General features: G+C 53.6%; 22 protein-coding genes and 1 tRNA gene. 10 read left to right on the top strand and 13 right to left on the bottom strand.

From position 1 onward, the window contains the following. The coding region (locus AC4FIC_RS04375; RefSeq protein WP_476194801.1) for a nicotinate-nucleotide--dimethylbenzimidazole phosphoribosyltransferase at positions 1-987 on the top strand (987 nt) is incomplete at its 5' end. A 49-nt stretch (positions 988-1,036) separates the two neighbouring features. On the opposite strand, the gene lpxL is transcribed toward AC4FIC_RS04375, so the two are convergent. Next, positions 1,037-1,975, bottom strand: a complete 939-nt coding sequence (gene lpxL, locus AC4FIC_RS04370; protein ID WP_475845281.1) for an LpxL/LpxP family Kdo(2)-lipid IV(A) lauroyl/palmitoleoyl acyltransferase — start codon at positions 1,973-1,975, stop codon at positions 1,037-1,039. Between the two features lie 108 nt (positions 1,976-2,083). Between lpxL and AC4FIC_RS04365 the strand changes: the two genes are divergently transcribed. Then, positions 2,084-2,236: a hypothetical protein gene (locus AC4FIC_RS04365; protein ID WP_158524265.1), complete on the top strand. Its 153-nt coding sequence runs from the start codon at positions 2,084-2,086 to the stop codon at positions 2,234-2,236. On the opposite strand, the gene AC4FIC_RS04360 is transcribed toward AC4FIC_RS04365, so the two are convergent. After that, positions 2,233-2,616 carry a RidA family protein gene (locus AC4FIC_RS04360; protein WP_100255956.1) on the bottom strand — a complete coding sequence of 128 codons (384 nt, stop codon included), beginning with the start codon at positions 2,614-2,616 and terminating at the stop codon, positions 2,233-2,235. The two genes, AC4FIC_RS04365 and AC4FIC_RS04360, sit on opposite strands and share 4 nt — an antisense overlap. Before the next feature lie 185 nt (positions 2,617-2,801). On the opposite strand from AC4FIC_RS04360, the gene speA reads away from it, so the two are divergent. Then, positions 2,802-4,706: a biosynthetic arginine decarboxylase gene (gene speA, locus AC4FIC_RS04355; protein ID WP_100255955.1), complete on the top strand. Its 1,905-nt coding sequence runs from the start codon at positions 2,802-2,804 to the stop codon at positions 4,704-4,706. 73 nt (positions 4,707-4,779) lie between these two features. On the opposite strand, the gene AC4FIC_RS04350 is transcribed toward speA, so the two are convergent. Next, positions 4,780-5,673, bottom strand: a complete 894-nt coding sequence (locus tag AC4FIC_RS04350) for an adenylate kinase family protein (RefSeq protein ID WP_100255954.1) — start codon at positions 5,671-5,673, stop codon at positions 4,780-4,782. Between the two features lie 252 nt (positions 5,674-5,925). Next, entirely contained in the window at positions 5,926-6,198 is a 273-nt protein-coding gene (locus AC4FIC_RS04345; RefSeq protein ID WP_100255953.1) for an HU family DNA-binding protein, read from the bottom strand. Between the two features lie 271 nt (positions 6,199-6,469). Here AC4FIC_RS04345 and AC4FIC_RS04340 point away from each other — a divergent pair, with 271 nt between their 5' ends. The 4 genes from AC4FIC_RS04340 to phoR all read left to right on the top strand — a co-directional run bounded on the left by AC4FIC_RS04340 (position 6,470) and on the right by phoR (position 10,040). Next, the gene (locus AC4FIC_RS04340) at positions 6,470-7,033 is read left to right on the top strand and encodes a chorismate--pyruvate lyase family protein (RefSeq protein ID WP_227003736.1); all 564 of its coding nucleotides are present in this window, start codon (positions 6,470-6,472) and stop codon (positions 7,031-7,033) included. Next, on the top strand, positions 6,987-7,850 hold the full coding sequence (gene ubiA, locus AC4FIC_RS04335) for a 4-hydroxybenzoate octaprenyltransferase (RefSeq protein WP_100255951.1): 864 nt from the start codon (positions 6,987-6,989) through the stop codon (positions 7,848-7,850). The genes AC4FIC_RS04340 and ubiA overlap by 47 nt, the downstream gene beginning before the upstream one ends. Positions 7,851-7,938: 88 nt before the next feature. Then, positions 7,939-8,646: a phosphate regulon transcriptional regulator PhoB gene (gene phoB / locus AC4FIC_RS04330; RefSeq protein ID WP_100258666.1), complete on the top strand. Its 708-nt coding sequence runs from the start codon at positions 7,939-7,941 to the stop codon at positions 8,644-8,646. Continuing rightward, positions 8,643-10,040 (top strand): phosphate regulon sensor histidine kinase PhoR, encoded by a 1,398-nt coding sequence (gene phoR, locus AC4FIC_RS04325; protein WP_100255950.1) that lies wholly within the window; start codon positions 8,643-8,645, stop codon positions 10,038-10,040. Before phoB ends, phoR begins: the two co-directional genes overlap by 4 nt. A 41-nt stretch (positions 10,041-10,081) precedes the next feature. On the opposite strand, the gene AC4FIC_RS04320 is transcribed toward phoR, so the two are convergent. The 9 genes from AC4FIC_RS04320 to AC4FIC_RS04280 all read right to left on the bottom strand — a co-directional run bounded on the left by AC4FIC_RS04320 (position 10,082) and on the right by AC4FIC_RS04280 (position 19,092). Further along, entirely contained in the window at positions 10,082-10,888 is an 807-nt protein-coding gene (locus AC4FIC_RS04320; protein ID WP_273285470.1) for a hypothetical protein, read from the bottom strand. 747 nt (positions 10,889-11,635) lie between these two features. After that, the gene (locus tag AC4FIC_RS04315) at positions 11,636-11,971 is read right to left on the bottom strand and encodes a DUF3392 family protein (protein WP_100255948.1); all 336 of its coding nucleotides are present in this window, start codon (positions 11,969-11,971) and stop codon (positions 11,636-11,638) included. A gap of 373 nt (positions 11,972-12,344) precedes the next feature. After that, positions 12,345-13,046, bottom strand: coding sequence for a bacteriorhodopsin-like (locus AC4FIC_RS04310; RefSeq protein ID WP_100255947.1), 702 nt, complete (start codon positions 13,044-13,046; stop codon positions 12,345-12,347). 336 nt (positions 13,047-13,382) lie between these two features. Beyond that, positions 13,383-13,458, bottom strand: a tRNA-Thr gene (locus AC4FIC_RS04305). 103 nt (positions 13,459-13,561) lie between these two features. Next, positions 13,562-14,281, bottom strand: coding sequence for a phosphate signaling complex protein PhoU (phoU, locus tag AC4FIC_RS04300; RefSeq protein WP_100255945.1), 720 nt, complete (start codon positions 14,279-14,281; stop codon positions 13,562-13,564). A 12-nt stretch (positions 14,282-14,293) separates the two neighbouring features. After that, positions 14,294-15,118: a phosphate ABC transporter ATP-binding protein PstB gene (gene pstB, locus AC4FIC_RS04295; protein ID WP_100258665.1), complete on the bottom strand. Its 825-nt coding sequence runs from the start codon at positions 15,116-15,118 to the stop codon at positions 14,294-14,296. A 51-nt stretch (positions 15,119-15,169) separates the two neighbouring features. Beyond that, positions 15,170-16,483 carry a phosphate ABC transporter permease PstA gene (gene pstA / locus AC4FIC_RS04290; protein ID WP_273285475.1) on the bottom strand — a complete coding sequence of 438 codons (1,314 nt, stop codon included), beginning with the start codon at positions 16,481-16,483 and terminating at the stop codon, positions 15,170-15,172. Beyond that, positions 16,476-17,864, bottom strand: a complete 1,389-nt coding sequence (gene pstC / locus AC4FIC_RS04285; RefSeq protein ID WP_100255943.1) for a phosphate ABC transporter permease subunit PstC — start codon at positions 17,862-17,864, stop codon at positions 16,476-16,478. The genes pstA and pstC overlap by 8 nt, the downstream gene beginning before the upstream one ends. A 193-nt stretch (positions 17,865-18,057) precedes the next feature. Beyond that, positions 18,058-19,092: a substrate-binding domain-containing protein gene (locus AC4FIC_RS04280; RefSeq protein WP_100255942.1), complete on the bottom strand. Its 1,035-nt coding sequence runs from the start codon at positions 19,090-19,092 to the stop codon at positions 18,058-18,060. A 244-nt stretch (positions 19,093-19,336) separates the two neighbouring features. On the opposite strand from AC4FIC_RS04280, the gene AC4FIC_RS04275 reads away from it, so the two are divergent. From AC4FIC_RS04275 to AC4FIC_RS04265, 3 genes are all read left to right on the top strand, one after another. Beyond that, complete coding sequence (locus AC4FIC_RS04275; RefSeq protein ID WP_100255941.1) at positions 19,337-19,759, top strand: acyl-CoA thioesterase; 423 nt, start codon at positions 19,337-19,339, stop codon at positions 19,757-19,759. 516 nt (positions 19,760-20,275) lie between these two features. Beyond that, positions 20,276-20,956, top strand: coding sequence for a TIGR00153 family protein (locus tag AC4FIC_RS04270; protein ID WP_100255939.1), 681 nt, complete (start codon positions 20,276-20,278; stop codon positions 20,954-20,956). 45 nt (positions 20,957-21,001) lie between these two features. Then, entirely contained in the window at positions 21,002-22,267 is a 1,266-nt protein-coding gene (locus tag AC4FIC_RS04265) for an inorganic phosphate transporter (protein WP_100255938.1), read from the top strand. The last annotated feature ends 47 nt before the right edge of the window (positions 22,268-22,314 follow it).

Below are 22,314 nucleotides of genomic sequence, written 5' to 3'. Positions count from 1 at the left end.
CCGGTTCGCTCAGACGCCGGCGATCGCTTAGAGGCGCAGATTGATGCGTTGGGTCTGCCGCCCTTTTCACTCGGACTCTTGGAGGGTGTTGTGCGCAAACTGGCCAGCATTCAACAGACCCAGGACATTGAATTACAGCAGCTGCGACATCTGGTCTTTTGTGCCGACCACGGCGTATATGACCGCTCACATCAATCCAACATCAGTCGGCTGTCGTCTACCGACCAGGTTCAGCGGATATTGACTGGACGGGCGCCAGTGGCCGTCGCATGCCTTCAATATCAGATTGAGCTGTCGGTGATAGATTGTGGTTTAAACGGTGCTGAAATCGACCCTCAGCCGCGGCTTTATAGCCAAAAAATTGCTGCCGGTACCCGAGATATTTCGATGTTGCCGGCCATGACGACGGCACAAATGCATCAGGCGGTCACACTGGGCAGCGAGCATGCGGCGCTTAAGATGGCGGAAGGGGCCCGGGTGTTGTCCTTCGGCGCGTTGGGACAGGGCAACACCACCAGTGCTGCAGCGCTCTGCGTTGCGCTGTTGGACTTGCCACCGGAGGTTGCCGTGACCAACCGAAGTCGCCTCGAGCCGATCTTATTCCGCGATAAGGTCGATGTCCTGACCCAGGCGCTGGCCTTACATCGCCAGGACCTGAGCGATGCTTGGTCCACCGTTCGCCATCTGGGCGGCTTTGAAATAGCCGCGATAATGGGCGCTATGGCGATGACGGCGGAACTGGGTGGGATGTTCTTGGTTGACGGTTTTGCCTGTTCTACAGCCCTGCTGGCCCTGCATCGCCTCTACCCGCAGATCATCGACTATGCCCAATTCAGCCATCAGTCATCCCATATTGCTCAGCACGCCATTATGAAACATTTGGGTCAACGGCCCTTGCTGAGCCTTAATCTGGCCCTGGGTGAGGGCACGGGTTCGGTTTTGGCTTGGCCATTGGTGCTTTCTGCGGTTAACTGCCTAAAGGCGTAAGCGATAGGCTATCCAGACGCTCTGGCCCTGTGGGACGATATCAGGTTACTCATTGGTATAACGAGGGTTCGCCCTCGGGGCGGGTCTTGAAGCGCTTGTGCAGCCACAAATATTGTTCGGGATGTTCACGAATTCGGCGCTCCAACCAGGCGTTAATGGTCCGAGCATCGGCGACCTCATCACCGCTGGGAATGGCCAACGGCGCCTCAATGGTAACCACAAAGCCGCGCCCGTCGGCGCGACGATAGGCGCTGATGGGCAACACCAGGGCATTACCCGCCTGGGCCAGCTTGCTGGTCATGGTAATGGTCGCCGTCGGTACGCCAAAAAACGGCACAAAGACCGAGGCCTTAGGGCCATAGTCTTGGTCCGGTGCATACCAGACCGTGCCCCCCCTTTTAAGTGTGCGCAACAGACCCTTCATGTCTTTGCGCGCAATGGTCGCGGTGCTGTAGCGCTCCCGAGCTCGGGTCATAAAGTAATTAAACAGTGGGTTGTCGTCTTTGCGATAGACCAAAGAGTACTCGAAATGCTCAATAAACAGGGAGCCGGCGATATCGAGCGGACCAAAGTGCCCACCGAGTAAGATCACCCCTCGGCCCGTCGCACGCGCCTGATCCAGATGTTCCAAGCCATCGAGTTGCAAAGCCATACGCGGCTTGGGACGACACCAGGCTTGGGCCGTCTCAAAAAAATTTAGGATGTTTGCATAAAACACCTCGCGTACCAGGCGCTGCTGGGCAGGTGCATCGAGTTCAGGAAAACAGAGGCGAATGTTGGTGTGCGCAACCTTGCGTCGACTCGCGACCAAGCGATAGAGCAGCGCCGCCAAGGCGCGGCTGATCACTAGGCGCAGGCCCACCGGCAGCCAAGCCATCAGATATAGTCCAGCGATGCCTAGCCAGGTAGGCCAAAAGGCTGGCGCCCAAAAATCTCGAAACCGGTAGTATTCGGTGACCCGTGAATCCTTTTGGTTCTTTCGCTTAATTGGCCTGTTGCGGGCTTGACGCATGCATTAATAACTCATTAAATACCCTAGGCTTCGCAGTATGCCGTGCGCATCCGGCGACGGCAATTTTAAAGCCTAAGGGCCAATATGAAAAAAGCACTCCCCAAATTTCTGACCCGTCGGGTTGCGGCCCATCTAACCATCGCAACACTGCAGCAATGGCTGATAAAGGTGCAGGGTTGGCAAGATGCGCGCGCGGCGCTGAAGGCCCGAAAGTCGACCCTTAGCGATGACCGTTAACTGAGCACCAAAACGCCGTCAATCTCAATCGCTACGCCCTTGGGCAGCGCAGATACCTGAACGGCGGCGCGAGCCGGGTATGGCTGGGTAAAGTAGGTCGCCATTATTTCATTAACCAGGGCAAAATGACCCAGATCAATCAGAAAGATATTCACCTTCACCAGTTCGTTCATCGAACCGCCCGCCGCTTGGCAAACTGCACTGAGGTTTTTAAACACCTGGTGGATTTGCGCCGCCATCGCGTCGTCGAGCACGGTCATCGAGACGGGGTCGAGCGGAATTTGACCCGACAGATAGACCGTTTGGCCAACTTTGACCGCCTGTGAGTAGGTACCAATGGCGGCCGGGGCCGAGTCAGTATTTATAAATTCTCTAGTCATTTTGGGTCTCCTGTAAAAAAAGCTATTCTTCCGGATATATTTTCATAGACTATCGGTCATTGTATTGGACCCTGCGTGGCCCCATTAACCCGTCTTAATTTGGGCAATGACAATAGACTTACCGCATTTGGGGCTTTGTGCCAGCGTCATGACTGGTTGATTCATACGAAATTTAGAGGTTTACCATGAGCTGGACTGTAAAAGATGCGATCGAACTCTACAACATTAATCGCTGGTCTGAGGGGTATTTTTCGGTAAATGAAGCCGGAGACACCATCGTCAATGTCGCCAACAATATATCTCTAAAAGAGATCGTCTTGGCGGCTCGGAGTAACGGCTTACAGTTACCGCTATTGGTGCGTTTCCCACACATCCTGCATGATCGTGTGGCGCAAATTACCACGGCCTTTGCTAATGCCATTGCCAATGAGCATTATCAGAATGAATATCAGCCGCTCTACCCGATCAAGGTCAACCAGCAACGTCGCGTAGTCGAAGAGATCATCAACGGCCAACGCCTGGCGGGCACCTCACAGATTGGTCTGGAAGCCGGGAGCAAACCGGAACTGATGGCAGTGCTGGCCGAGGCCTCTAAGGGCCCGACCACCATTGTCTGCAACGGCTATAAAGATGAGGAATATATTCGTCTCGCCCTATCGGCCGAAAAACTCGGCCATCATGTCTATCTGGTAGTGGAAAAATCGTCGGAAGTGGACTGGATCCTCGACATTTCCGAGGAGATGAAGGTCCTGCCAAGGATGGGTGTGCGCGCACGCCTGGCCAGTACCGGCAAGGGTAAGTGGCAGAACACCGGGGGTGAGAAGTCGAAGTTTGGCCTCACCGCCTCGGAAATCATTGCGGTCACCGAACGCTTGCGGGCGGCCAACAAACTCGGCTGTTTTCAACTGCTGCATTTCCACCTCGGCTCTCAGATTGCCAATATTCGCGATATCCAGATTGCCTTGCGCGAATGTTCACGCTTCTATGTTGAATTGCGCCATTTGGACGTGCCGATTGGCATTGTCGATGTCGGCGGTGGCCTAGGTGTTGACTACGAGGGCACCCGCTCGCGCGAGTCGTGCTCGATGAACTATTCCACTCAAGAATACGCCAACAATGTGGTCTATGCCTTTCGCCAGGCCTGTGAAGTGGCTGAGCTGCCCCATCCAAAGATTTTTAGCGAATCCGGTCGTGCCGTCACCGCACACCATGCGGTGCTGATTGCCGATGTCGCCGAAGAAGAGACGCCGGATGTCACCGTGCCCGACAAACCCTTGGACGATGCCCCTAATATCCTCAAGGAACTGTGGTATTGCTACCAATGCACCCTGGTCCACGAGCGCCCCTATGCCGAGCTCTATCACGATGCCTGTTCGTTTCTCAACGACGTCCACGATGCTTATAACAATGCCACTTTAACGTTAGTCCAACGCGCCCACGCCGAAGAGATTACCCGTTCGATCAACAACATTATCCGCTTGCAACTCAACCCGGCAAAACGGGCCCATCGGGATATGGTCGACGACTTAAATGAGAAGATGGCGACCAAGCTGTTCGTTAACTTCTCGATGTTCCAGTCCTTACCGGACGTGTGGGGGATCGATCAGATCTTTCCCATCCTGCCCTTAACCGGCCTGGATCGAGAACCGTCTGTGCGCGGCATCGTGCAGGATATTACCTGCGATTCCGATGGCAAGATCGACTTTTATGTCGATGGCGAAGGGGTCGAGTCGACTCTGCCGCTACCCAATTGGCAACCCGATGAGCGGCCCTGGTTGGGATTCTTTATGGTGGGTGCTTACCAGGAAATTCTCGGCGATCTGCACAATCTGTTCGGCGATACCAACAGTCTTGATGCCGTTTTTGCGGAAAATGGCGAGCTACTGCTGCAAAATACCCGCAAAGGCGATTCCATTGAGCAGGTGCTGAATTCGGTTGGCTACAGTCGGGAAATGATGGTCAGTGCCTACCAGTCCCAACTGCAGGCGAGCACCATGAGTTTAACCGAACAGCAACACTTCGTTGATCAGTACCGCAAAGGGCTGAATCAGGTGACCTACCTCGAGCCGCGTCAAAAGGCAGCGCAGTAGCCTTAATGGGGTGGTCCCGACGGGACCATCCCGAACAGGCTGTGCCTAAGCCCGACGGCCTAGGTACCTGGCATCACTCTTTACTGTTACTCAGCAAGTCGTTTAGTACCACTCGCGGCACGCCCAGTGCACGTAACACGCTGCCCACAACCGCCTTAATCGAGGCTTCCAGATTGAATTTTGCACCCTGCTCGGTGACATCGAAGACCGGTTGATGGGCATCGATCAGGGCAATGCGATCGGACCCCAGCTTGGTTTTCATGAAATCCACGCTGGGCTGAACATTTTCGATATAAAACTGAAAACGTTTGTGCAGCGATTCGTTGTCGTCATCTTCACGCCCACGAGCCTGGGCTCGGGCCATCATTTCCTGGCGACTGATGCTTAAATGCAACACCTTCAAGACCGGAATATTCATCGAGTTCAAGAACGCCAACAGGTGTTCAGCGGCACGCTCAGTACGCGGGTAGCCGTCCAATATAAAGGACTCTTCTCGAGTCGAGCGAGCCTGCTCGATATGGGCCGCGACAAAATTCTCCGTCCAACGGTTAGGCACCAGTAAACCGTTCATGGTACAGAACTCTAACCATTGTAACTGGGAGGTAAAGCGGTCCATGTCGGGCTTGGCGAAGTACTTCTCGAGCGCCGCCTGGTAAGACAAGACCTTCTTGGTCAGGCTGGCGGTGCTGTCGACACAGTCAAAGATATTGGTCTTGTCGCTCAGGTCGTATTTGGTCGCCAACAATTCGGCAAAGGACGGATCTTCCTTGGCACCTCGAAAGGTACTGCGGAGAATTTCACCCATCGACAGGTGGGCTTCCGGGCGAATCGATAGGGTACGACACAAGGCACTGGCAACCTCGCCCTTACCGCAACTGGACGGTCCGGTCAGGATGATAACGCCAGGCTCGCGCACTCGAACCTTGTCGACATGCACCAAAGACGTCATTTGACTCTGCATTTCCATATTCCCCTCATTATCGAGCTATTGGCCACCCCATCGGGCAGTCTCTTTTGATGGCGCTGAACCGCCTTGGGCAAAACAGGCGCGATCTTCGCGATCTTTTAGTCCAAGTGCAAGCCTGATTCGCATTGCCGACGAAATTTAGCACAAGGCGGATAACAAGCCCAAAGCAGAGTATTGATAAGCCAAGACGAAATAAATAGTGGCCCATAAAAAAGGAGCCCCGGGGCTCCTTGATTTATTAATCTATACCGCTCAATTAACCGAATCTTTGAGCGCTTTACCCGCTTTGAAAGCGACGGTGTTGCTGGCAGGAATCTCGATCTCTTGCCCGGTCTGAGGATTTTTACCCTTACGTTTGGCACGTGAACGCGCTTCAAACGTGCCAAAACCCACTAGGGTTACGGATTCTTTCCTAGCAACAGTCTGGGTAATTTGATCCAGTAAAACGTTTAACACCTCACCGGCTTTATCTTTGGTTAGGTCTGCACGCTCGGCAATCACCGCTGCTAAATCAGGTTTTCTCATAGCCACTTCCTTTATTTCGTTTTTGTTATTAATCGTTTACCAACCAACTGCCCGTCCTCAAAGTAGTAGTGGCGGTACGGCTCGATTTTAAGATGACTCTAGACTACCCATCTTAGGGGGGTATTGCCAAGCCTTTGACAGCAAAAACCTGTCCATTTGACCTTAAATCGTCTCATTTTGACTCTAAATAGCGGTTGAATACCGATTTGCGGTGGTGGCGGGACCCTCTGCCGAGGTAAACTGCGACCCCCACCGTCGATAAATAGAAGCCGTGATAGACCCTGCGTTCGATACCAATTTTGACCCTGATACGTGCAATTATGATTGGCAAGGTCTTGCGACGGTGGAATCTAACCTGCCGAATGAACTCCGCTATTGGCTAACCTTGCCCACCAGCCTGACTCAGGCTCTGAAGCGGCGCGCTGATGACTTTTCAGTCGAGGTGCTCGAGCAACGTCAGATCAACCTGGCACTGCCGATCGATGGCTTTCACGATCAACAGGCGCCTTGCCCGATGTTTTCTCGCAAGGTGCTATTAAAGCAGGGGGATACGCCGTGGGTCGCAGCGCACACCCTGATTCCCTTGAGCAGTCTGGCAGGCGGGCTGAATCAGTTAACTCAGTTGGCCAACAAACCCTTGGGTGAGCTGCTCTTTGCCACCCCGGGTATGCGCAAGGATCATCTCCAGGTCTGCACTACGGGTCTGGGTTGGGGCCGCCGGGCGCGTTACCACTTGCATCACCAACCGTTATTGGTGAGTGAATTTTTTTTACCAGAATTGATACTCTATGAACACAAACGTCTTACATTACTACATCAAACTCACTCGACTTGACCGACCCATCGGCATTTACCTGCTGCTCTGGCCGACTCTAAGCGCGCTCTGGCTGGCCGCAGAAGGCTTTCCGGGTCTGCCCGTGGTGCTGATCTTCACCCTAGGAGTGGTGCTGATGCGCTCCGCCGGCTGCGTAATCAATGACTTGGCCGATCGTAAAATCGATGGCCAAGTTAAGCGCACCGTCGCGCGCCCCTTGGTCTCCGGACTGGTGGCCCCAGGGGCCGCCCTGTGGCTGTTTTTCGGCTTACTGGTGCTGTCCTTTGGCCTGGTACTCTTTACCAATGCGCGTACCGTTGGCATGTCGGTCGTGGCACTGCTACTCGCATCGACCTACCCCTTTATGAAGCGCCACACCTATCTGCCCCAGGTTGTCCTAGGGGCGGCCTTTGCCTGGGCCATTCCGATGGCCTATACCGCCTTAGCGGTGCCGCTGTCCGATGTCGCCTGGCTGCTGTTCAGCGCCACAGTTTTGTGGACCGTCGCCTACGACACCCTCTATGCCATGGTTGACCGCGACGACGATCTGAAGATTGGCATGCGTTCCACCGCGATCCTATTTGGCGATGCCGATCGCCTTATGGTTGGACTGATTCAGGCTCTAACCTGGGTTACCTGGTTGATTATTGGCTTTAAGGCCAATTTGGGACTCTTTTGGTGGATTGGCTTGACGATCAGCGCGGGGCTATTTGGCTACCAACAGTGGTTAATACGCACTCGCGAGCGCAGTGCCTGCTTTGCTGCCTTTTTGAACAACCACTGGATCGGCATGGTATTATTTGTCGGGTTGGCGCTAAATTACCTAGTCGATATTTGACAACAATAGGTCGGGTGTCACATTTATGTCATCAAAGCTTCGTTAAATGTTCAAATTACCACTCAACAAAGCAAACGAGGCAAGCTGTATGTCGACCCGAACGATCCTAATTGTTGATGATGAGGCCGCCATTCGAGAGGTGCTGGTCACCGCCCTTGAAATGGCCGGCTACCGTACGATCGAAGCGGCCAATGCCCAAGACGCGCACAGTCTGGTCGTCGACCAGAAACCCGATCTGATTTTACTTGACTGGATGATGCCTCAGGTCAGCGGTGTCGAACTGGCTCGACGCCTCAAGCGTGACCCCTTGACCGCTGAGATTCCCATTATTATGCTCACCGCCAAGGGCGAAGAAGACCACAAGATCTCTGGCCTGGAAGCCGGTGCGGACGATTACATCACCAAACCCTTCTCCCCGCGTGAGCTGGTGGCGCGGTTAAAAGCGGTACTGCGGCGCTCGACGCCAGCGGGCATCGAGGCGCCCATTGAGGTCAATGGCCTCAAACTGGACCCCAACTCTCATCGGGTTACCACCTTGGATGCTGAGCTGACCATGGGGCCAACCGAGTTCCGTCTATTGCAGTATTTTATGAGTCATGCCGAGCGTGCCTATACCCGCGGGCAACTGCTCGACCAGGTCTGGGGCGGCAATGTGTATGTCGATGAACGCACGGTAGATGTGCATATTCGCCGTTTGCGCAAAGCCTTAGGTGACGAACACAAACTATTAATCCAAACTGTGCGCGGAACCGGTTACCGGTTTTCAACCAAGGTGAATGAAACGGACAATACATGATTCGAGATTTACGACGCAGCCATTACCGCCAACTCACCCTATCTCTGCTCGGGGCCGCCATAGTGGGGGCTTTTTTTGGCTACCCGTGGGTCTTTCTCGCCGTCTCAGCGATCGGCTATCTGATCTGGATCTCCTATCAACAGCACCGCTTGATCGCCTGGCTCATCTCCGGGGCGCGCAAAACACCACCAGAAGCCGTTGGTCTATGGGGGGTTATTTTTGACCATCTATACCGGGTGCAGCGCGATCATCGCAAGCAAGTCGGTAATTATCGCGAGGTGGTGCAGCGGATGCGCTCTTCGACCGAGGCGCTGGCCGACGGCATCATGCTGTTGGATGACAATGGCCATATTCAATGGTGGAACAGCGCCGCCCGGGATCTGTTAAACCTGCGTAAGGAAGACAGCGGCCAAATGCTGATCAACCTGCTGCGGGAACCGAAATTCATCAAGTTCTACCGCAAGAATTTGCATCGCGAACCGATTACACTAGATAATCCCGCCCGCCTAAATTGTCATATCCAGGTCATGATGACAGTCTTTGGTAAAGGCGAGCGCTTGATCGTGCTGCGCGATGTCACGCGTTTGCAGCAACTGGAATTGATGCGCCAGGACTTTGTCGCCAATGCGTCCCACGAGCTCAAAACACCGCTAACGGTCTTTAAGGGACACTTAGAAAATATCCTCAGCTTTGCCGACAACCTGAGTCCCCCGGTCACCAAGGCCCTGCGCAGCATGAGTAAGCAAACCCAACGGATGAATAACCTGGTCACCGATCTACTGATGTTGACCCGGCTCGATGCCGCCACCAGCAGCACCGAGGGCCAGGCTATCGACGTGGCGGCCATGCTGGCGCAGATCCAGAGCGATGCCCTGGAGCTGTCTGGGGAAAATGCCCACCTGATTAGCGTTGACTGCCAGTCGACTTGCCAACTCCTCGGCAGCCCCGGGGAAATACGCTCCGCGCTCAACAATCTGGTGTTTAATGCGGTCCACTACAGTCCCGCTGGCAGCCAGATCGACATCTGCTGGAAAAAGACAGCCAGGGGCGCTGTGTTGAGTGTGGCGGACCAGGGGCGAGGCATTGAGCAACATCACATTCCCCGCCTAACCGAGCGTTTCTATCGTGTCGACAGCGGTCGTTCGAGCGACACCGGGGGCACCGGTTTGGGCTTGGCGATCGTCAAACACGCCCTACAACATCACGATGCCCGACTCGATATCAGCAGCCGAAGCAACCGCGGCTCAGTGTTCAGCTGTATCTTTCCTGAAGAACGGCTGATCGACCCCACGGCAGAGGAACCGGATGACAGCGTTGCACCGGACGCTAACGAGGCAGAGATCTCGACTGGGGACCACAGCGTGGCATTGCTCGATCCAACCCAGGCCAGCTAAACAAGCTATGTTAGGTCAGTGAGCTGGCTCGCGCCGTGTCATCAGGTCTTGGCGTAGGGCTTAGCAACCAACTGCCAACGCTGCGGATCGGGCAGCACCTCAAGCAGTTCCACGTGCCGATAGCGCAAATCCTTTGCCACCAAGTCTCGTAAAGCCTGCTTAATCCCCGGCGGCGTATTGATTGATGTATAGATCTGGCTGATGGCACTTTCTGGCAGGTGGATGTCCGCCGGATTGCCATAGGCCACGCGCCATTCATCGCGACCTTGGTTTTCAGCATGGTCGCAAAAGAAACCCGGCAGGGGATTATCGGCGTTGACCGTAAAGCGGTGCTCAGCGCCATAGCCAACCTTACGCAGCAGCACTGGCGTGCCAGGGGTCGGCGAAAACATCGCATTGGTACTATTCAGTGCCAAACAAATACCCGATTGATCGGCCGCTAGGCTTGACCATCCGAAATGACTCAAGGCGCTGCTAAACAGCCGCAAGTAACCAATTTTTTCCAGTCTGCGTCTGCTGTAGGCCAAGTCGGTCGGTTTACGGTTGGCTAGGGCCCGTGCCTGGATAGTGTCGGCTAACCGATCGCCCTGGGCTTGGAAGGCTTCTAACGAGAGGATCTGACGAACATTGTCGGGCAGTTGGAGGTATTCCCGGACCATTTCGGCCTGGAACTCCTCGACGCTGACCGCCTGAGTGCGGTGGTCTTGCCATTGGTCGAGATCGATATAGGGCGCGAGTACACTCAGATCGACTTGCAGAGGCAAGAGCGCACTCTTCAGCACCCCCAACAGGGATACATCGCCATACAGGAACAACACCGTTTGGTCAGTTGACTTCACACCTAACATCGCTACAACCTAGGTTATTAGTTGGAAAACAGGGCTCAGTTCAACCCACCAAACAGATTAGTTGAGCCAACTGTTCATTACCCGCCTTGAGCAAGAATTCTGCCGCAAACGCCCGACGCTTTGTAAGAGATCACCTACAAATACTGTGCGCTTAACGGAGATTCTTACACACCACGGCTTATAGTAGCGCCAAAAGCCTTTAAAATGAAGGGATCGCCCGCACGCACTATTTGGCCCATTCCAGGCCGCATCCTGAGCGGCCTCAAACTGCCCTATACTGGTCCCAGTTCAGGACGAACCGAGTAATAGAGCGCCACCGGAGGGCAGATGGGCATGAGGCCGATCGGGATAACGCGAGCACGTGAAACGTGCTAAAGCCTAGGACGGGCTGGAACGGACTCCCATGGATCACCACAGAACGAGGAAGCGCTAGGACGGCGGCATACCATTGGATGGTCGGATTGGCAGGATGCTGATCGGCATTAGAGCCCGGATTGAGTGATCAGAAAGGGCCAAGGACGGCACCGTACCGGCGCAGCTGCAAAGGCTGTGCCGGTGTTCAGGATGAACACGACCCTTCACGGATGAAACGGCAACGGTACTGGATGTACGGCAATTCGCAGGATGCGGGCCGACCACAACGGGTTCGTGGATGAACAACCAAGGCTTACGACGCCAGGGGAAAGCTTGCTTTCCCCTTTTAATATCGCCCGCAATGCCATCTGCACCGTGGCCACCCTGCTCGGCTCATCCCTTGCGGCTGCGCCGCTCCGCCAACAAACCCAATAACAAGAAGGCAGCGACCACCAGCATCCCCAACCAAAGACTGCCGGCCGTCAGAATGACTCGCCGCACCAGTGGGATCAAATAGAGAATCGCCGCGCCATAAGCGAGTACACACAGCGCGACGAATATCAGGGTGCGCACGATAAAGTGCGCACCGCGCACCAGCACCCAAACCGCACGATTCAGCCGCGCACCGAAGATGGCCATCAGGGTCAGCACCAAGGTTGAAGCGATAAAAGTTAGATGGGGCACAAACCAACTGGAAAGTTCCGTTAGCATTAGGGTAATTAGGTCCATGGATTCGCTCGAGTGGGGTGGCAGGATTAAAAGGGGCGATCTGGCAGCCAGTGCGCAGCGGCCGATTCGCGAGCAAAGTGTAACCCGCCTAGCCCAAAACGCAAAAACCCCCGCGCCTTATGGGCTACGAGGGTTTATTACTTTGGTGCTGGCGCCGAGGGTATAACTCCAAACCTACTGATGACAAGTCAGGCCTCTTGGGCGCCTACCGAGGTCATGCAGAAGCCACTGGCCTCTATCAACCGAGGTTTGAGGTAGAAAAACACCACTGCAAGTGCAATTTCCCTTTCATTGGCAACTCAAGCCACCTCGCAACGGGGTACCGTTTGAGGTGCTTTATAGCCGATTTATAACCCCTTCAGCACATCTGCCGTTAGGCTTTACTTGACTCTGAGTCTGCTACCGCAGCAGCCCAGATAATCACGCCAAATCCAATCTTGTTCACAAAGTCGGCTAAATTGTAAACGACATTGAGTGTTACCGGGTCAGCACCGCCGCCCATGTAGCCAACAAAATAGCCGATCGGATAGATAGACCAACCCACCGTTACGCATAAAAGCATCCACTTATAAGCTTTCTGTACGTGAACATTTGAAAGTCCCGCGTTGATCTGACTCGCTTCGCCCTTGAAGATTTCCCAAACGATGAATCCCCATCCCAACATTGATGGGAAAAATGCTACCGTTGGATTCATCATGCCAGTTTCACCAAGGAAACCAAAGCCAAGCATGGCAATTGAACCGAGCAGTAAGCGCCAGAAAACACCGGAGGGTACCTTGGCAACGGCAGACAGAATCAAGTAGAACTCGATCATCAACAATGGCACCGTGAGTAACCAGTCAATGTAACGGAACTCCGTTGGCGATGTTCCAGTTTGTACCCAGACATCGCGCATGTAGAAGTAGTGAACCGCAGCAATCAGCGTGACTAAGCCTGAAACTGTTAACGACGTCTTCCATTTCCCAGCAACACGATCGCGCTCTACAAAGAAAAAAGCTGTAGCAGCAACCAGCGCCATTGATATCAGCCAGAACGACATGCCGACGGCATCTCCGGACGATAAGTTATCGCTCATATTGTAACCCCACCAAATTTTTAAGATTTATTATTTTTGCCGAATTACTGATCTAGCGGCGACCCGACAGGTTAGGTTGGACCACTGGTCAGAATGCAGTGGACTTTTCCATCTTACGTGAAATTGATCATTTTTAAAGCAATTTCAGCACTTCTGTTGTCAAATTGAATCACGAATCAAACCGGTTGTCCGCAATGGCAGACGCTCATGGCGGTGTTGGGAGGGATGCTGTGGCGCACCTGGATGCAGTAACAGGGCTTATGGAGACGGTCAATGAAACCATCCCCCAAAACGCAAAAACCCCCGCGCCTTAAGGGCTACGGGGGTTTCTTTGTTTGGTGCCGACACCAAGAGTCGAACTCGGGACCTACTGATTACAAGTCAGTTGCTCTACCAGCTGAGCTATGTCGGCTAACGGTTGCGAACTATATAGATGGATCTAAAAAAGGTCAACAAGCGATTGATTCATAAGTAGTTTTTTTATTAATTGGGCAAAAAAAGCGCTCGAGAGCGCCCTAATCCAGTTTCTTCAGTTGTTCGGTGATCTTATCCAGCTTCTTATGGCGCACATCCTTGCCCTTGACCAGATAGATTACCGACTCGGCGACATTGCGCGCATGGTCGCCGATACGCTCTAAAGAGCGCAAGGCCCACATCACGTTCAAGGCTCGGGAGATGGTGCGCGGGTCTTCCATCATCTTGGTTACCAGGGTCCGAATCGCGGTGCCGTATTCCAGATCGACGGCCTCATCCTGATGCATCACCGACAAGGCGGCGTCGGCATCCAGGCGAGCAAAGGCATCAAGCGACATATGCACCATCTGGCGGACCTTTTCGCCGATATGGCGCAATTCCACAAAGCCCTGCGGGCCTGAGCCGGAATCGGACAGCTCGATCGCCTGCTTGGCGATCTTGGCCGCCTCATCGCCCATGCGCTCCAGGTCGTTCACTGTCTTGGTCACGGAAATGATAAAGCGCAGATCCGATGCGGCCGGATTCCGCTTGGCCAATATATGGGTGGTCTCCTTGTCGATCATCAATTCCATCTTATTGACGTCCTTGTCCATCTTGATCGCTTTGGCGGCCAAGTCGGTATCGACGCTCATTAAGGAGCGAAAGGCGACATCTATCTGCTGTTCAACCAGCCCGCCCATTTCCATCAGGTGCTTACGCGCGCCTTCCAGCTCGGCATTGAATTGCGCCGAGGTGTGTCGATCAAAGGTTAATTTTTCCATATTTATATCCTCTTAGCCGAATCGCCCGGTGATGTAATCTTCCGTCAAACGATGGTCGGGCGCGGTGAAAATTTTGTCCGTGGTGCCCACTTCGATCAGGCGGCCTAGGTGGAAATAGGCGGTGCGTTGGGATACCCGCGCGGCCTGCTGCATGCTGTGGGTGACGATGGCGATGGTATAGTTGTTCGACAACTCATCGATCAGTTCTTCGATCCGTGCGGTCGCAATAGGATCCAATGCCGAGCAGGGCTCATCCATCAGGATCACTTCCGGCGATACTGCGATGGTTCGGGCAATACAGAGCCGCTGCTGCTGGCCACCAGATAAGCCGGTCGCCGGCTGATCCAAGCGATCCTTGACCTCATCCCAAATACTGGCCTTGCGTAAGGCGGTTTCGACCAACTCGTCCATCTCCGCGCGACGCGACACCAGGCCGTGGATGCGCGGACCGTAGGCGACATTGTCATAGATCGACTTAGGAAAGGGATTCGGTTTCTGGAAGACGATGCCCACCCGTGCGCGCAGGCTGACGACATCCATACCCTTGTTATAGATGTTTTCCCCATCGAGCAAAATATCACCCTGCACCTTGCAGGTATCGATGGTGTCGTTCATCCGGTTCAGGGTGCGCAAGAAGGTCGACTTGCCGCAACCGGATGGGCCAATCATAGCCAATACTTCATTCTTGCCGATATCCAGATCGACGCCAAAGATCGCCTGCTTGTCGGCATAGAAGACATCGACATTGCGCGTTGAAATGCGGGTGTCTTGTTGCGCCAGCAAGGGCTCGCCGACGGTCGACTTCCAGCCTTCGAAGGTCTGCTCTATTGAACTCATCTTATTCTTGACCACGTGAAAACCTCTCCATCTAATACATACGGGCTGGCACTACCAGCGCTGTTCAAATTTTTTGCGTAGAAACACGGCGATCAGATTCATGATGGCCAAGAAACCCAGCAACACCATGATGGCACCGGAGGTTTTTGCCACAAAGGCACGCTCCGGTAGATCCGACCAGAGGTAGACCTGAACCGGTAACACGGTCGACGGATCAAGTGGTGTGCCGGGCACATCGGCTATAAAGGCAATCATCCCGATCATCAACAACGGCGCGGTCTCACCCAAGGCCTGTGCCATACCAATAATGGTACCGGTGAGCATCCCAGGCATGGCCAGGGGTAGCACATGGTGCAGAACCGTCTGCATCTTCGAAGCCCCCAGGCCAAGCGCGGCTTCGCGGATCGATGGCGGCACTGCCTTGATCGACGAGCGCGACGAAATAATAATGGTCGGCAGAGTCATCAGGGTCAGCACCAATCCCCCCACCAGCGGCGCCGAGCGCGGCAGATGAAAGAGATTGATAAACACCGCCAAGCCCAAGAGGCCAAAGACGATCGATGGCACGGCGGCCAGGTTATTGATATTGACTTCAATAATTTCCGTGTAACGATTCTTAGGGGCAAACTCCTCCAGATAGATGGCCGCCGAAATCCCAATCGGAAAGGACAGGCTCAGGGTGACCAGGAGGGTAAAGAAGGAGCCGATCATCGCACCGCGAATACCCGCCTGTTCCGGTTCGCGCGAATCGCCGTTGGTGAAGAAGGTGGTGTTAAAGCTCTGTTTCATTTCGCCGCTGGCAACCAATTGGTCGACCAGACCGATCTGGAAGTCATTAAAGCGGCGCTCAATCTCTGGCACACTGGGGTCCACCTGGCCCTTCATATAGGCATCGACCTCATCGTCGGCCATCAGCCAGACGTCCTCGGTGGTGCCCAACAGAGCGGGATTGGCCAGCAAACGATCCTTTAGAGTGTAGATTGCGATGCTGCTCGCCAAACCGTTCAATTGGCGCGATTGCTTGCGCCCGGACACCTCGGGGAAACGAGTTTTTAAGGCTTTTTTGACCAATTGACTCCAATCGGCCAAGCGCACCTGGTCCTCATCGTTGAGATCGCTGAGGCCCAAAAGCGCGGCATCGTAATGGATCGTCAATTTAATTTCGGAACTGAAGAAGGTTGAAAAGCCAGCGGTAAAGATGGTGCCTAAGAGCACCGCCAAGAAGGTCAGGCCAATCACAATAGAGGCCATACCAAAAAACCGAAAGCGTTTTTCCTTGCCATAGCGTTTCGATAATTGCGCGGCCATGCGTTCCTGCTTGACCAGCGCCAGTCGTTCGATGGCGTTCAGAGTTTGATCAGTCATATTGCTCCCGGAATCTCTTAACAACGGCCAAGGCGACGATGTTTAACATAAGGGTGGTAATAAATAGCATCAGGCCCAAGGCAAAGGCCGACAGCGTTTTGGGGCTGTCGAACTCCTGATCACCGACCAGCAGGGTTGCGATTTGCACGGTGACCGTGGTGACCGCTTCCAAGGGGTTACCGGTTAGATTCGCCGCCAGACCCGCGGCCATAACCACGATCATGGTTTCACCAATCGCCCGTGAGGCGGCCAACAAAACGCCGCTAACGATACCGGGCAAGGCTGCGGGGAAGACTACCAGTTTGATGGTTTCGCTGCGCGTCGCGCCCAAACCGTAGGAGCCGTCACGCATCGAGTTGGGCACGGCATTGATCACGTCATCGGCGAGCGAGGAGACAAAAGGAATAATCATGATGCCCATTACTAGGCCTGCGGCCAAGGCGCTTTCCGAGGACACCGGATCTGCACCGAGGTTTTCAAAAAAGGTCTTTAATTGCGGTGCCATGGTCAGGGCCGCGAAGAAGCCGTAAACCACAGTCGGGATACCCGCCAACACCTCGAGCAGGGGCTTGACGATAGAGCGCATCTTCGGACTGGCGTATTCCACCAGGTACACCGCCGTCATCAAGCCGATGGGCACGGCCACAATTAATGCGATGCTAGCGATCAACAGCGTGCCGGCAAACAATGGAACCGCACCGAAGGCGCCGGATGAACCAGCCACTTCGGCATTTAAAGCCATCTGCGGGCTCCATTTGGTGCCAAAGACAAAGTCAGTAATCGGCACGGTCTGGAAAAAGCGAATGGATTCGAACATAACCGAGAACAGGATACCGACGGTCGTCAGGATCGCGATCATGGAACTCATTAACAGTAAAAGTCTCAGCACCCCTTCAAACTGGTTGCGCGCCTTCTGCTCGGGGCGGATTAGGCGCCAGCCAACTAAGCCGCCAAGGACGGTTAAGGACAACACCAACACGGTCTTACCGATCTGGCTTTGACTGCGCAGCAGTTCTAAGCGATCAATGGCAGCAAAATACGACGGATCGGACGCGCTGGACATAGCACCCAGTTGTAGATTGCTGATTTCCATCCACACCAGGCCCAGCTCCGACTGAGATAGACTATTAATGTGGTCTGGCATGCCGGCAATAACCATATTCTGGATAACCGTATTTTCAAAGGCCAGCCAAGCACACAGCAGCAATAACCCGGGCACACCGGCCCAAACAGCTGCCATTAACCCATAATAGTTGGGCAGCGAATGTAGGTTTCTAACGCCGCCTACGGCTTGTGCGAGGATTTCTGATCGTTTGCGGCCAAATAGATAAACCACCAAAACAATTAGTATAAGTATCAAAAATAATGACGACGACGCCATATTGACTCCCAAATACTGACATCACAACCGGGGTTGCGCTGGCCAAGGTGCGGATTACCCGCACACCATGGAGCCGCGTGGGGTAACAAAAAAAACCTCTTAATTCGAAGAGGTTCGGAATAAGGTTCAGGTGCAAGTACGCAAAAAAAGAGCCACAAGAATTGTGGCTCTTTTTAGTGTACCAAAGCACGCTTTACATTTTCATAACTTTTTGGGCTTTGACTGCTGCGCGCATCTCGGTCAGCTCTACTCCGCCGAGTGGTATCAGACCTTTTTCGGCCAAGTAACCGTCATCGCTTTGGGCCGCTGGGCTCAGAAACGTTTCAACATATTCCATAATACCCGGCACGACACCGATGTGCTGCTTCTTAACAAAGAAGTGCAGTGGTCGAGATACTGGATAAGAACCATCGGCAATGGATTCAAAGCTGATATCAACACCATTAAAAGCAGCACCTTGCAACTTATCGCTGTTCTGGTCAAGGAATGAGAAGCCGAAGATACCGAAGGCATCCGGATCTGCATCCAATTTTTGTACGATCAGATTGTCGTTCTCGCCGGCTTCAACGAAAGCACCGTCTTCACGCATGGAATCACATATCTCGCCGTATCGGTTCTTATCGGTACTCTTCAACGCCTTGATCCAGTCGGTCTTGGCACAACCTTTTTGCATCACCAACTCAACAAAGGCAGCACGGGTGCCGGAGGTTGGCGGCGGCCCGAGCACGCGGATAGCAATATTCGGCAGCGCAGGATTCACGTCTTGCCAGGTCTGGTACGGATTTTCTATGAGTTCACCGGCTTGCGGTCCGGGCACATGGGCAGCTAACGCCAAGAAGAGCTCTTCTTGGCTAACGTCAATTTTTTGACCTTTTTTGCTGTTCGCAAAAGCAATTCCGTCATAGCCGATCTTCACTTCGATGATATCAATGCCCTTTTCGGCACAGGCATCGAACTGAGACTGCTTTATATAGCTAGAGGAGTTGGTAATGTCCGGGGTGTTTTCACCGATACCCTCGCAGAGCAATTTCAAGCCACCACCTGAACCGGTCGACTCGATAGTAGGGGTCGCAAAATTAGTGCCTCGACCGAAACGCTCCGCCACTACCGTTGCAAAGGGGTAAACCGTAGAGGAACCCACGATGCTGATCTGATCTCGCGCCATCACAGGCAGGGCTGTTAATGCAGTGGTTGTAACCAATATCGCAGCTAATATAGTCTTTTTCACAGGATTCTCTCCGTTAATTACTAGGGCTGAGCCTTCAACTCGGAAAGCATGTTAGTCGGCCAATGTGATAATCATATGAATTAAATATGACAATTGGATGACAGCCAGACTATTAAATTATTTTCAGCGTTTCGGCTTGTCCCAGGCCCGGTCCTTAGGCACCATAGAGATCTGTTTCAGCCCTCGGACGCAGAGGACTTAAGCCAACAATAAAAACCCTAATCAACCCGGAAGACGGCGTACCATGAAGAAGCTCGACGAATCAAACCCCGAACCGCGCGGCGAACTGCAGCTGCGTATTTTGGCCAATCGCACCGATGCCAACATCAGTGGCGATATCTCCGGTGGCTGGCTGGTAACCCAGATGGACTCTGCCGCGAGCATAGTTGCCAATCGCATCGCTCGCGGCCGCACCGCGACCATGGCGATCGGTGATATGAGCTTTATTCGGCCGATCAAGGTTGGCTCGGTAGTCTGCTGCTATACCCATCTAATATCCATGGGCCGCAGCTCAGCGCGCATTATGGTCGAGGTTTGGAGCCGCATGCCGGAAGACGAGTTGCGTCATAAGGTAACCGAGGCCGAATTTGTCTACGTCGCGATCGATGACAATCGCCGTATTCGACCGATTGAACCGCGCATCAGCAGGGCCGACGCTCCAGACTGAGCGGCCAGTTCGCTCGCGATGCCCTGCTCTCAGTCCAACCCCATGAAAAACAACCTTCGCAAGCCGGTGCGGGCTCGCTATGGTAACGGGTCTTGTTTCTCAGAGTGGGCCCATGCACCGCACCTCAAGCCTAGCTGCACTTTTTTGCCTACTCGTTAGTGCAGACAACCACGCCAGCAGCCAATGGGTGATTCAGCCGCTAGACAACGCCAGAGTTTGTTCGCCCACTGGCGCAAAATCGGTCAGTGTCGCAACCGCCACAGTCCAATCGGCGCCGGTCATCACCAGCAAATCAACCGTGAACCCTATATGTTCAGTCGAAAATTGGGCAATGATCGGGCCCTAATCGTTTTTGCCGGCAATGAAAAAAGCATACAACTTGCCCAATAGGCCCGGCTCATAGGCTTTGTTGTCTTTTATTCACTTCTTTAAAGCGCTGAATGCTTGATTACAGTTTTATTACAGGGCAAAACCACTATAATGCCGACATTCTAAAATCTGTTTGAGGGTTTCTACATGTCGACAAGCAGTCCGCTGTCATTGTTGTTTGGCCGTTCCCCGGTCAAACCGATGCAAGAACATATCAGTAAAGCGCATGCCTGTACCAAGGCCTTAGTACCCTTCTTTGAAGCGGCTATGACCGGCGACTACAAGGCAGCTGCCAAGGTTCGCGAGACCATTATCACATTGGAATCGGAAGCCGACGCGCTTAAAAAAGACATTCGCGCTCATCTACCAAATAGCCTCTTTATGCCGGTACCGCGTTCCGATTTGCTTGAGCTACTCAGCATGCAGGATCGCATCGCCAATCGCGCCAAGGATATCTCCGGTATCATGCTCGGTCGTGAAATGGGCATACCCAAGCCAATTCGACCGCTGATGATGCGCTACCTTAAGGCTGCCATTAACACCTCAAAACGCGCCAAGGAAGCCCTAGCGGAACTGGATGAACTCTACGAAACAGGCTTCGGCAGCAAAGAAGTTGATTTCGTCGGTTCGCTGCTCAACCGCTTAGACGACCAAGAACACAAGACTGATGAATTTGAAATTAAGATGCGCCGCGCACTGCGCGACATCGAGCAAGACTTCCCACCGATCGACATGATGTTTCTGTACAAGATAATCGAACAAATTGGTGACTTAGCCGATGTTTCGCAACGAGTTGGCTCACGCTTACAAATTCTAATCGCTCGTTAAACTCGAGCATGCACAGTTTAGCAGTACTAACTGGGGATATTTTTTATGGCGGTCATCAGTGAATACGGGCAACTGCTCGTAATATTGGCATGTATTTTTGGCTTTTTAATGGCCTGGGGCGTGGGTGCAAATGATGTCGCCAACGCCATGGGTACATCAGTTGGTTCCAAAGCTCTGACCATTAAACAGGCGATCCTTATCGCCATGGTGTTTGAGTTCGCTGGAGCCTATTTGGCCGGCGGCGCGGTAACGGGCACGATCCGCAAGGGTATTATCGACCCGTCCTTGCTCACCGACTCACCCGAACTGCTGGTGTATGGCATGCTGTCATCCCTACTGGCAGCCGGTATCTGGCTGGCTATCGCCTCGTGGAAGGGTTGGCCGGTCTCCACTACCCATTCTATTGTGGGCGCCATCGTTGGCTTTGCCGCCGTAGGCATCGGCGTCGACGCCGTGCAGTGGAACAAGGTCTTGTCTATCGTTAGCAGCTGGGTGGTCTCACCCCTGATTTCCGGTGTCTTTGCCTATCTGATCTTTAAAAGTGTCTCTCGGCTGATCCTCAATACCGATGACCCGTTCGGCAATGCCAAGCGCTATGTCCCAATCTATATGTTTTTTGTTGGCTTTATGATCGCCATGGTAACGCTACTCAAAGGCCTCTCACATGTTGGCTTGTCCATTACTTTTATGCAGTCTGTCGGCTTGGCCACTGTTGTCGGTATCTTGGTGATGGGTCTGGGCGCGATACTCTTATCACGGGTTCAGGTCGATGTGGCGGCCGATAAACAATTCCGCTTTGCCTCGGTCGAGAAGGTCTTCGCGGTCCTGATGATCTTTACCGCGTGCGCCATGGCCTTCGCTCACGGCTCCAATGATGTCGCCAATGCCATCGGTCCATTGGCCGCGGTATACGGTGTTATCGTTAATAACGGTCAAATTCTGGCTAAAAGCGTGCTACCCGGTTGGATACTGTTGCTCGGTGGAGCGGGTATCGTGATTGGACTGGCCACTTATGGCTATAAGGTAATGGGTACCATTGGTAAGAAAATTACCGAGCTGACCCCGAGTCGCGGCTTTGCCGCCGAGCTTGCTGCCGCCACCACGGTGGTCATTGCGTCGGGTACTGGATTGCCGGTATCAACTACCCATACCCTAGTCGGTGCGGTGTTGGGCGTCGGCTTGGCACGGGGCATATCGGCTTTGAACCTCCGGGTCATCGGCCATATTGTCACCAGTTGGGTGATCACGCTGCCAGCCGGCGCAATTCTGTCCATCCTGTTTTTCTTTATGTTTAAAGGTATATTTGGTTAGCCAGACGGCCCGTATTAAGAGGCGTCTTCGGACGCCTTTTTTGTGCC

It is taken from the genome of Reinekea sp. (assembly GCF_982785585.1).
Note: the sequence above shows the minus strand (reverse complement) of the source record. Positions and strands in the feature narration are given on the sequence as shown.

What these genes read in the sequence shown, in the direction of transcription:
- AC4FIC_RS04365 (WP_158524265.1), top strand. Translation starts at nt 2,084, where the DNA reads ATGAAAAAAGCACTCCCCAAATTTCTGACCCGTCGGGTTGCGGCCCAT.
- AC4FIC_RS04360 (WP_100255956.1), bottom strand. Translation starts at nt 2,616, where the DNA reads ATGACTAGAGAATTTATAAATACTGACTCGGCCCCGGCCGCCATTGGT.
- speA (WP_100255955.1), top strand. Translation starts at nt 2,802, where the DNA reads ATGAGCTGGACTGTAAAAGATGCGATCGAACTCTACAACATTAATCGC.
- AC4FIC_RS04350 (WP_100255954.1), bottom strand. Translation starts at nt 5,673, where the DNA reads ATGGAAATGCAGAGTCAAATGACGTCTTTGGTGCATGTCGACAAGGTT.
- AC4FIC_RS04345 (WP_100255953.1), bottom strand. Translation starts at nt 6,198, where the DNA reads ATGAGAAAACCTGATTTAGCAGCGGTGATTGCCGAGCGTGCAGACCTA.
- ubiA (WP_100255951.1), top strand. Translation starts at nt 6,987, where the DNA reads ATGAACACAAACGTCTTACATTACTACATCAAACTCACTCGACTTGAC.
- phoB (WP_100258666.1), top strand. Translation starts at nt 7,939, where the DNA reads ATGTCGACCCGAACGATCCTAATTGTTGATGATGAGGCCGCCATTCGA.
- phoR (WP_100255950.1), top strand. Translation starts at nt 8,643, where the DNA reads ATGATTCGAGATTTACGACGCAGCCATTACCGCCAACTCACCCTATCT.
- AC4FIC_RS04320 (WP_273285470.1), bottom strand. Translation starts at nt 10,888, where the DNA reads ATGTTAGGTGTGAAGTCAACTGACCAAACGGTGTTGTTCCTGTATGGC.
- AC4FIC_RS04315 (WP_100255948.1), bottom strand. Translation starts at nt 11,971, where the DNA reads ATGGACCTAATTACCCTAATGCTAACGGAACTTTCCAGTTGGTTTGTG.
- AC4FIC_RS04310 (WP_100255947.1), bottom strand. Translation starts at nt 13,046, where the DNA reads ATGAGCGATAACTTATCGTCCGGAGATGCCGTCGGCATGTCGTTCTGG.
- phoU (WP_100255945.1), bottom strand. Translation starts at nt 14,281, where the DNA reads ATGGAAAAATTAACCTTTGATCGACACACCTCGGCGCAATTCAATGCC.
- pstB (WP_100258665.1), bottom strand. Translation starts at nt 15,118, where the DNA reads ATGAGTTCAATAGAGCAGACCTTCGAAGGCTGGAAGTCGACCGTCGGC.
- pstA (WP_273285475.1), bottom strand. Translation starts at nt 16,483, where the DNA reads ATGACTGATCAAACTCTGAACGCCATCGAACGACTGGCGCTGGTCAAG.
- pstC (WP_100255943.1), bottom strand. Translation starts at nt 17,864, where the DNA reads ATGGCGTCGTCGTCATTATTTTTGATACTTATACTAATTGTTTTGGTG.
- AC4FIC_RS04275 (WP_100255941.1), top strand. Translation starts at nt 19,337, where the DNA reads ATGAAGAAGCTCGACGAATCAAACCCCGAACCGCGCGGCGAACTGCAG.
- AC4FIC_RS04270 (WP_100255939.1), top strand. Translation starts at nt 20,276, where the DNA reads ATGTCGACAAGCAGTCCGCTGTCATTGTTGTTTGGCCGTTCCCCGGTC.
- AC4FIC_RS04265 (WP_100255938.1), top strand. Translation starts at nt 21,002, where the DNA reads ATGGCGGTCATCAGTGAATACGGGCAACTGCTCGTAATATTGGCATGT.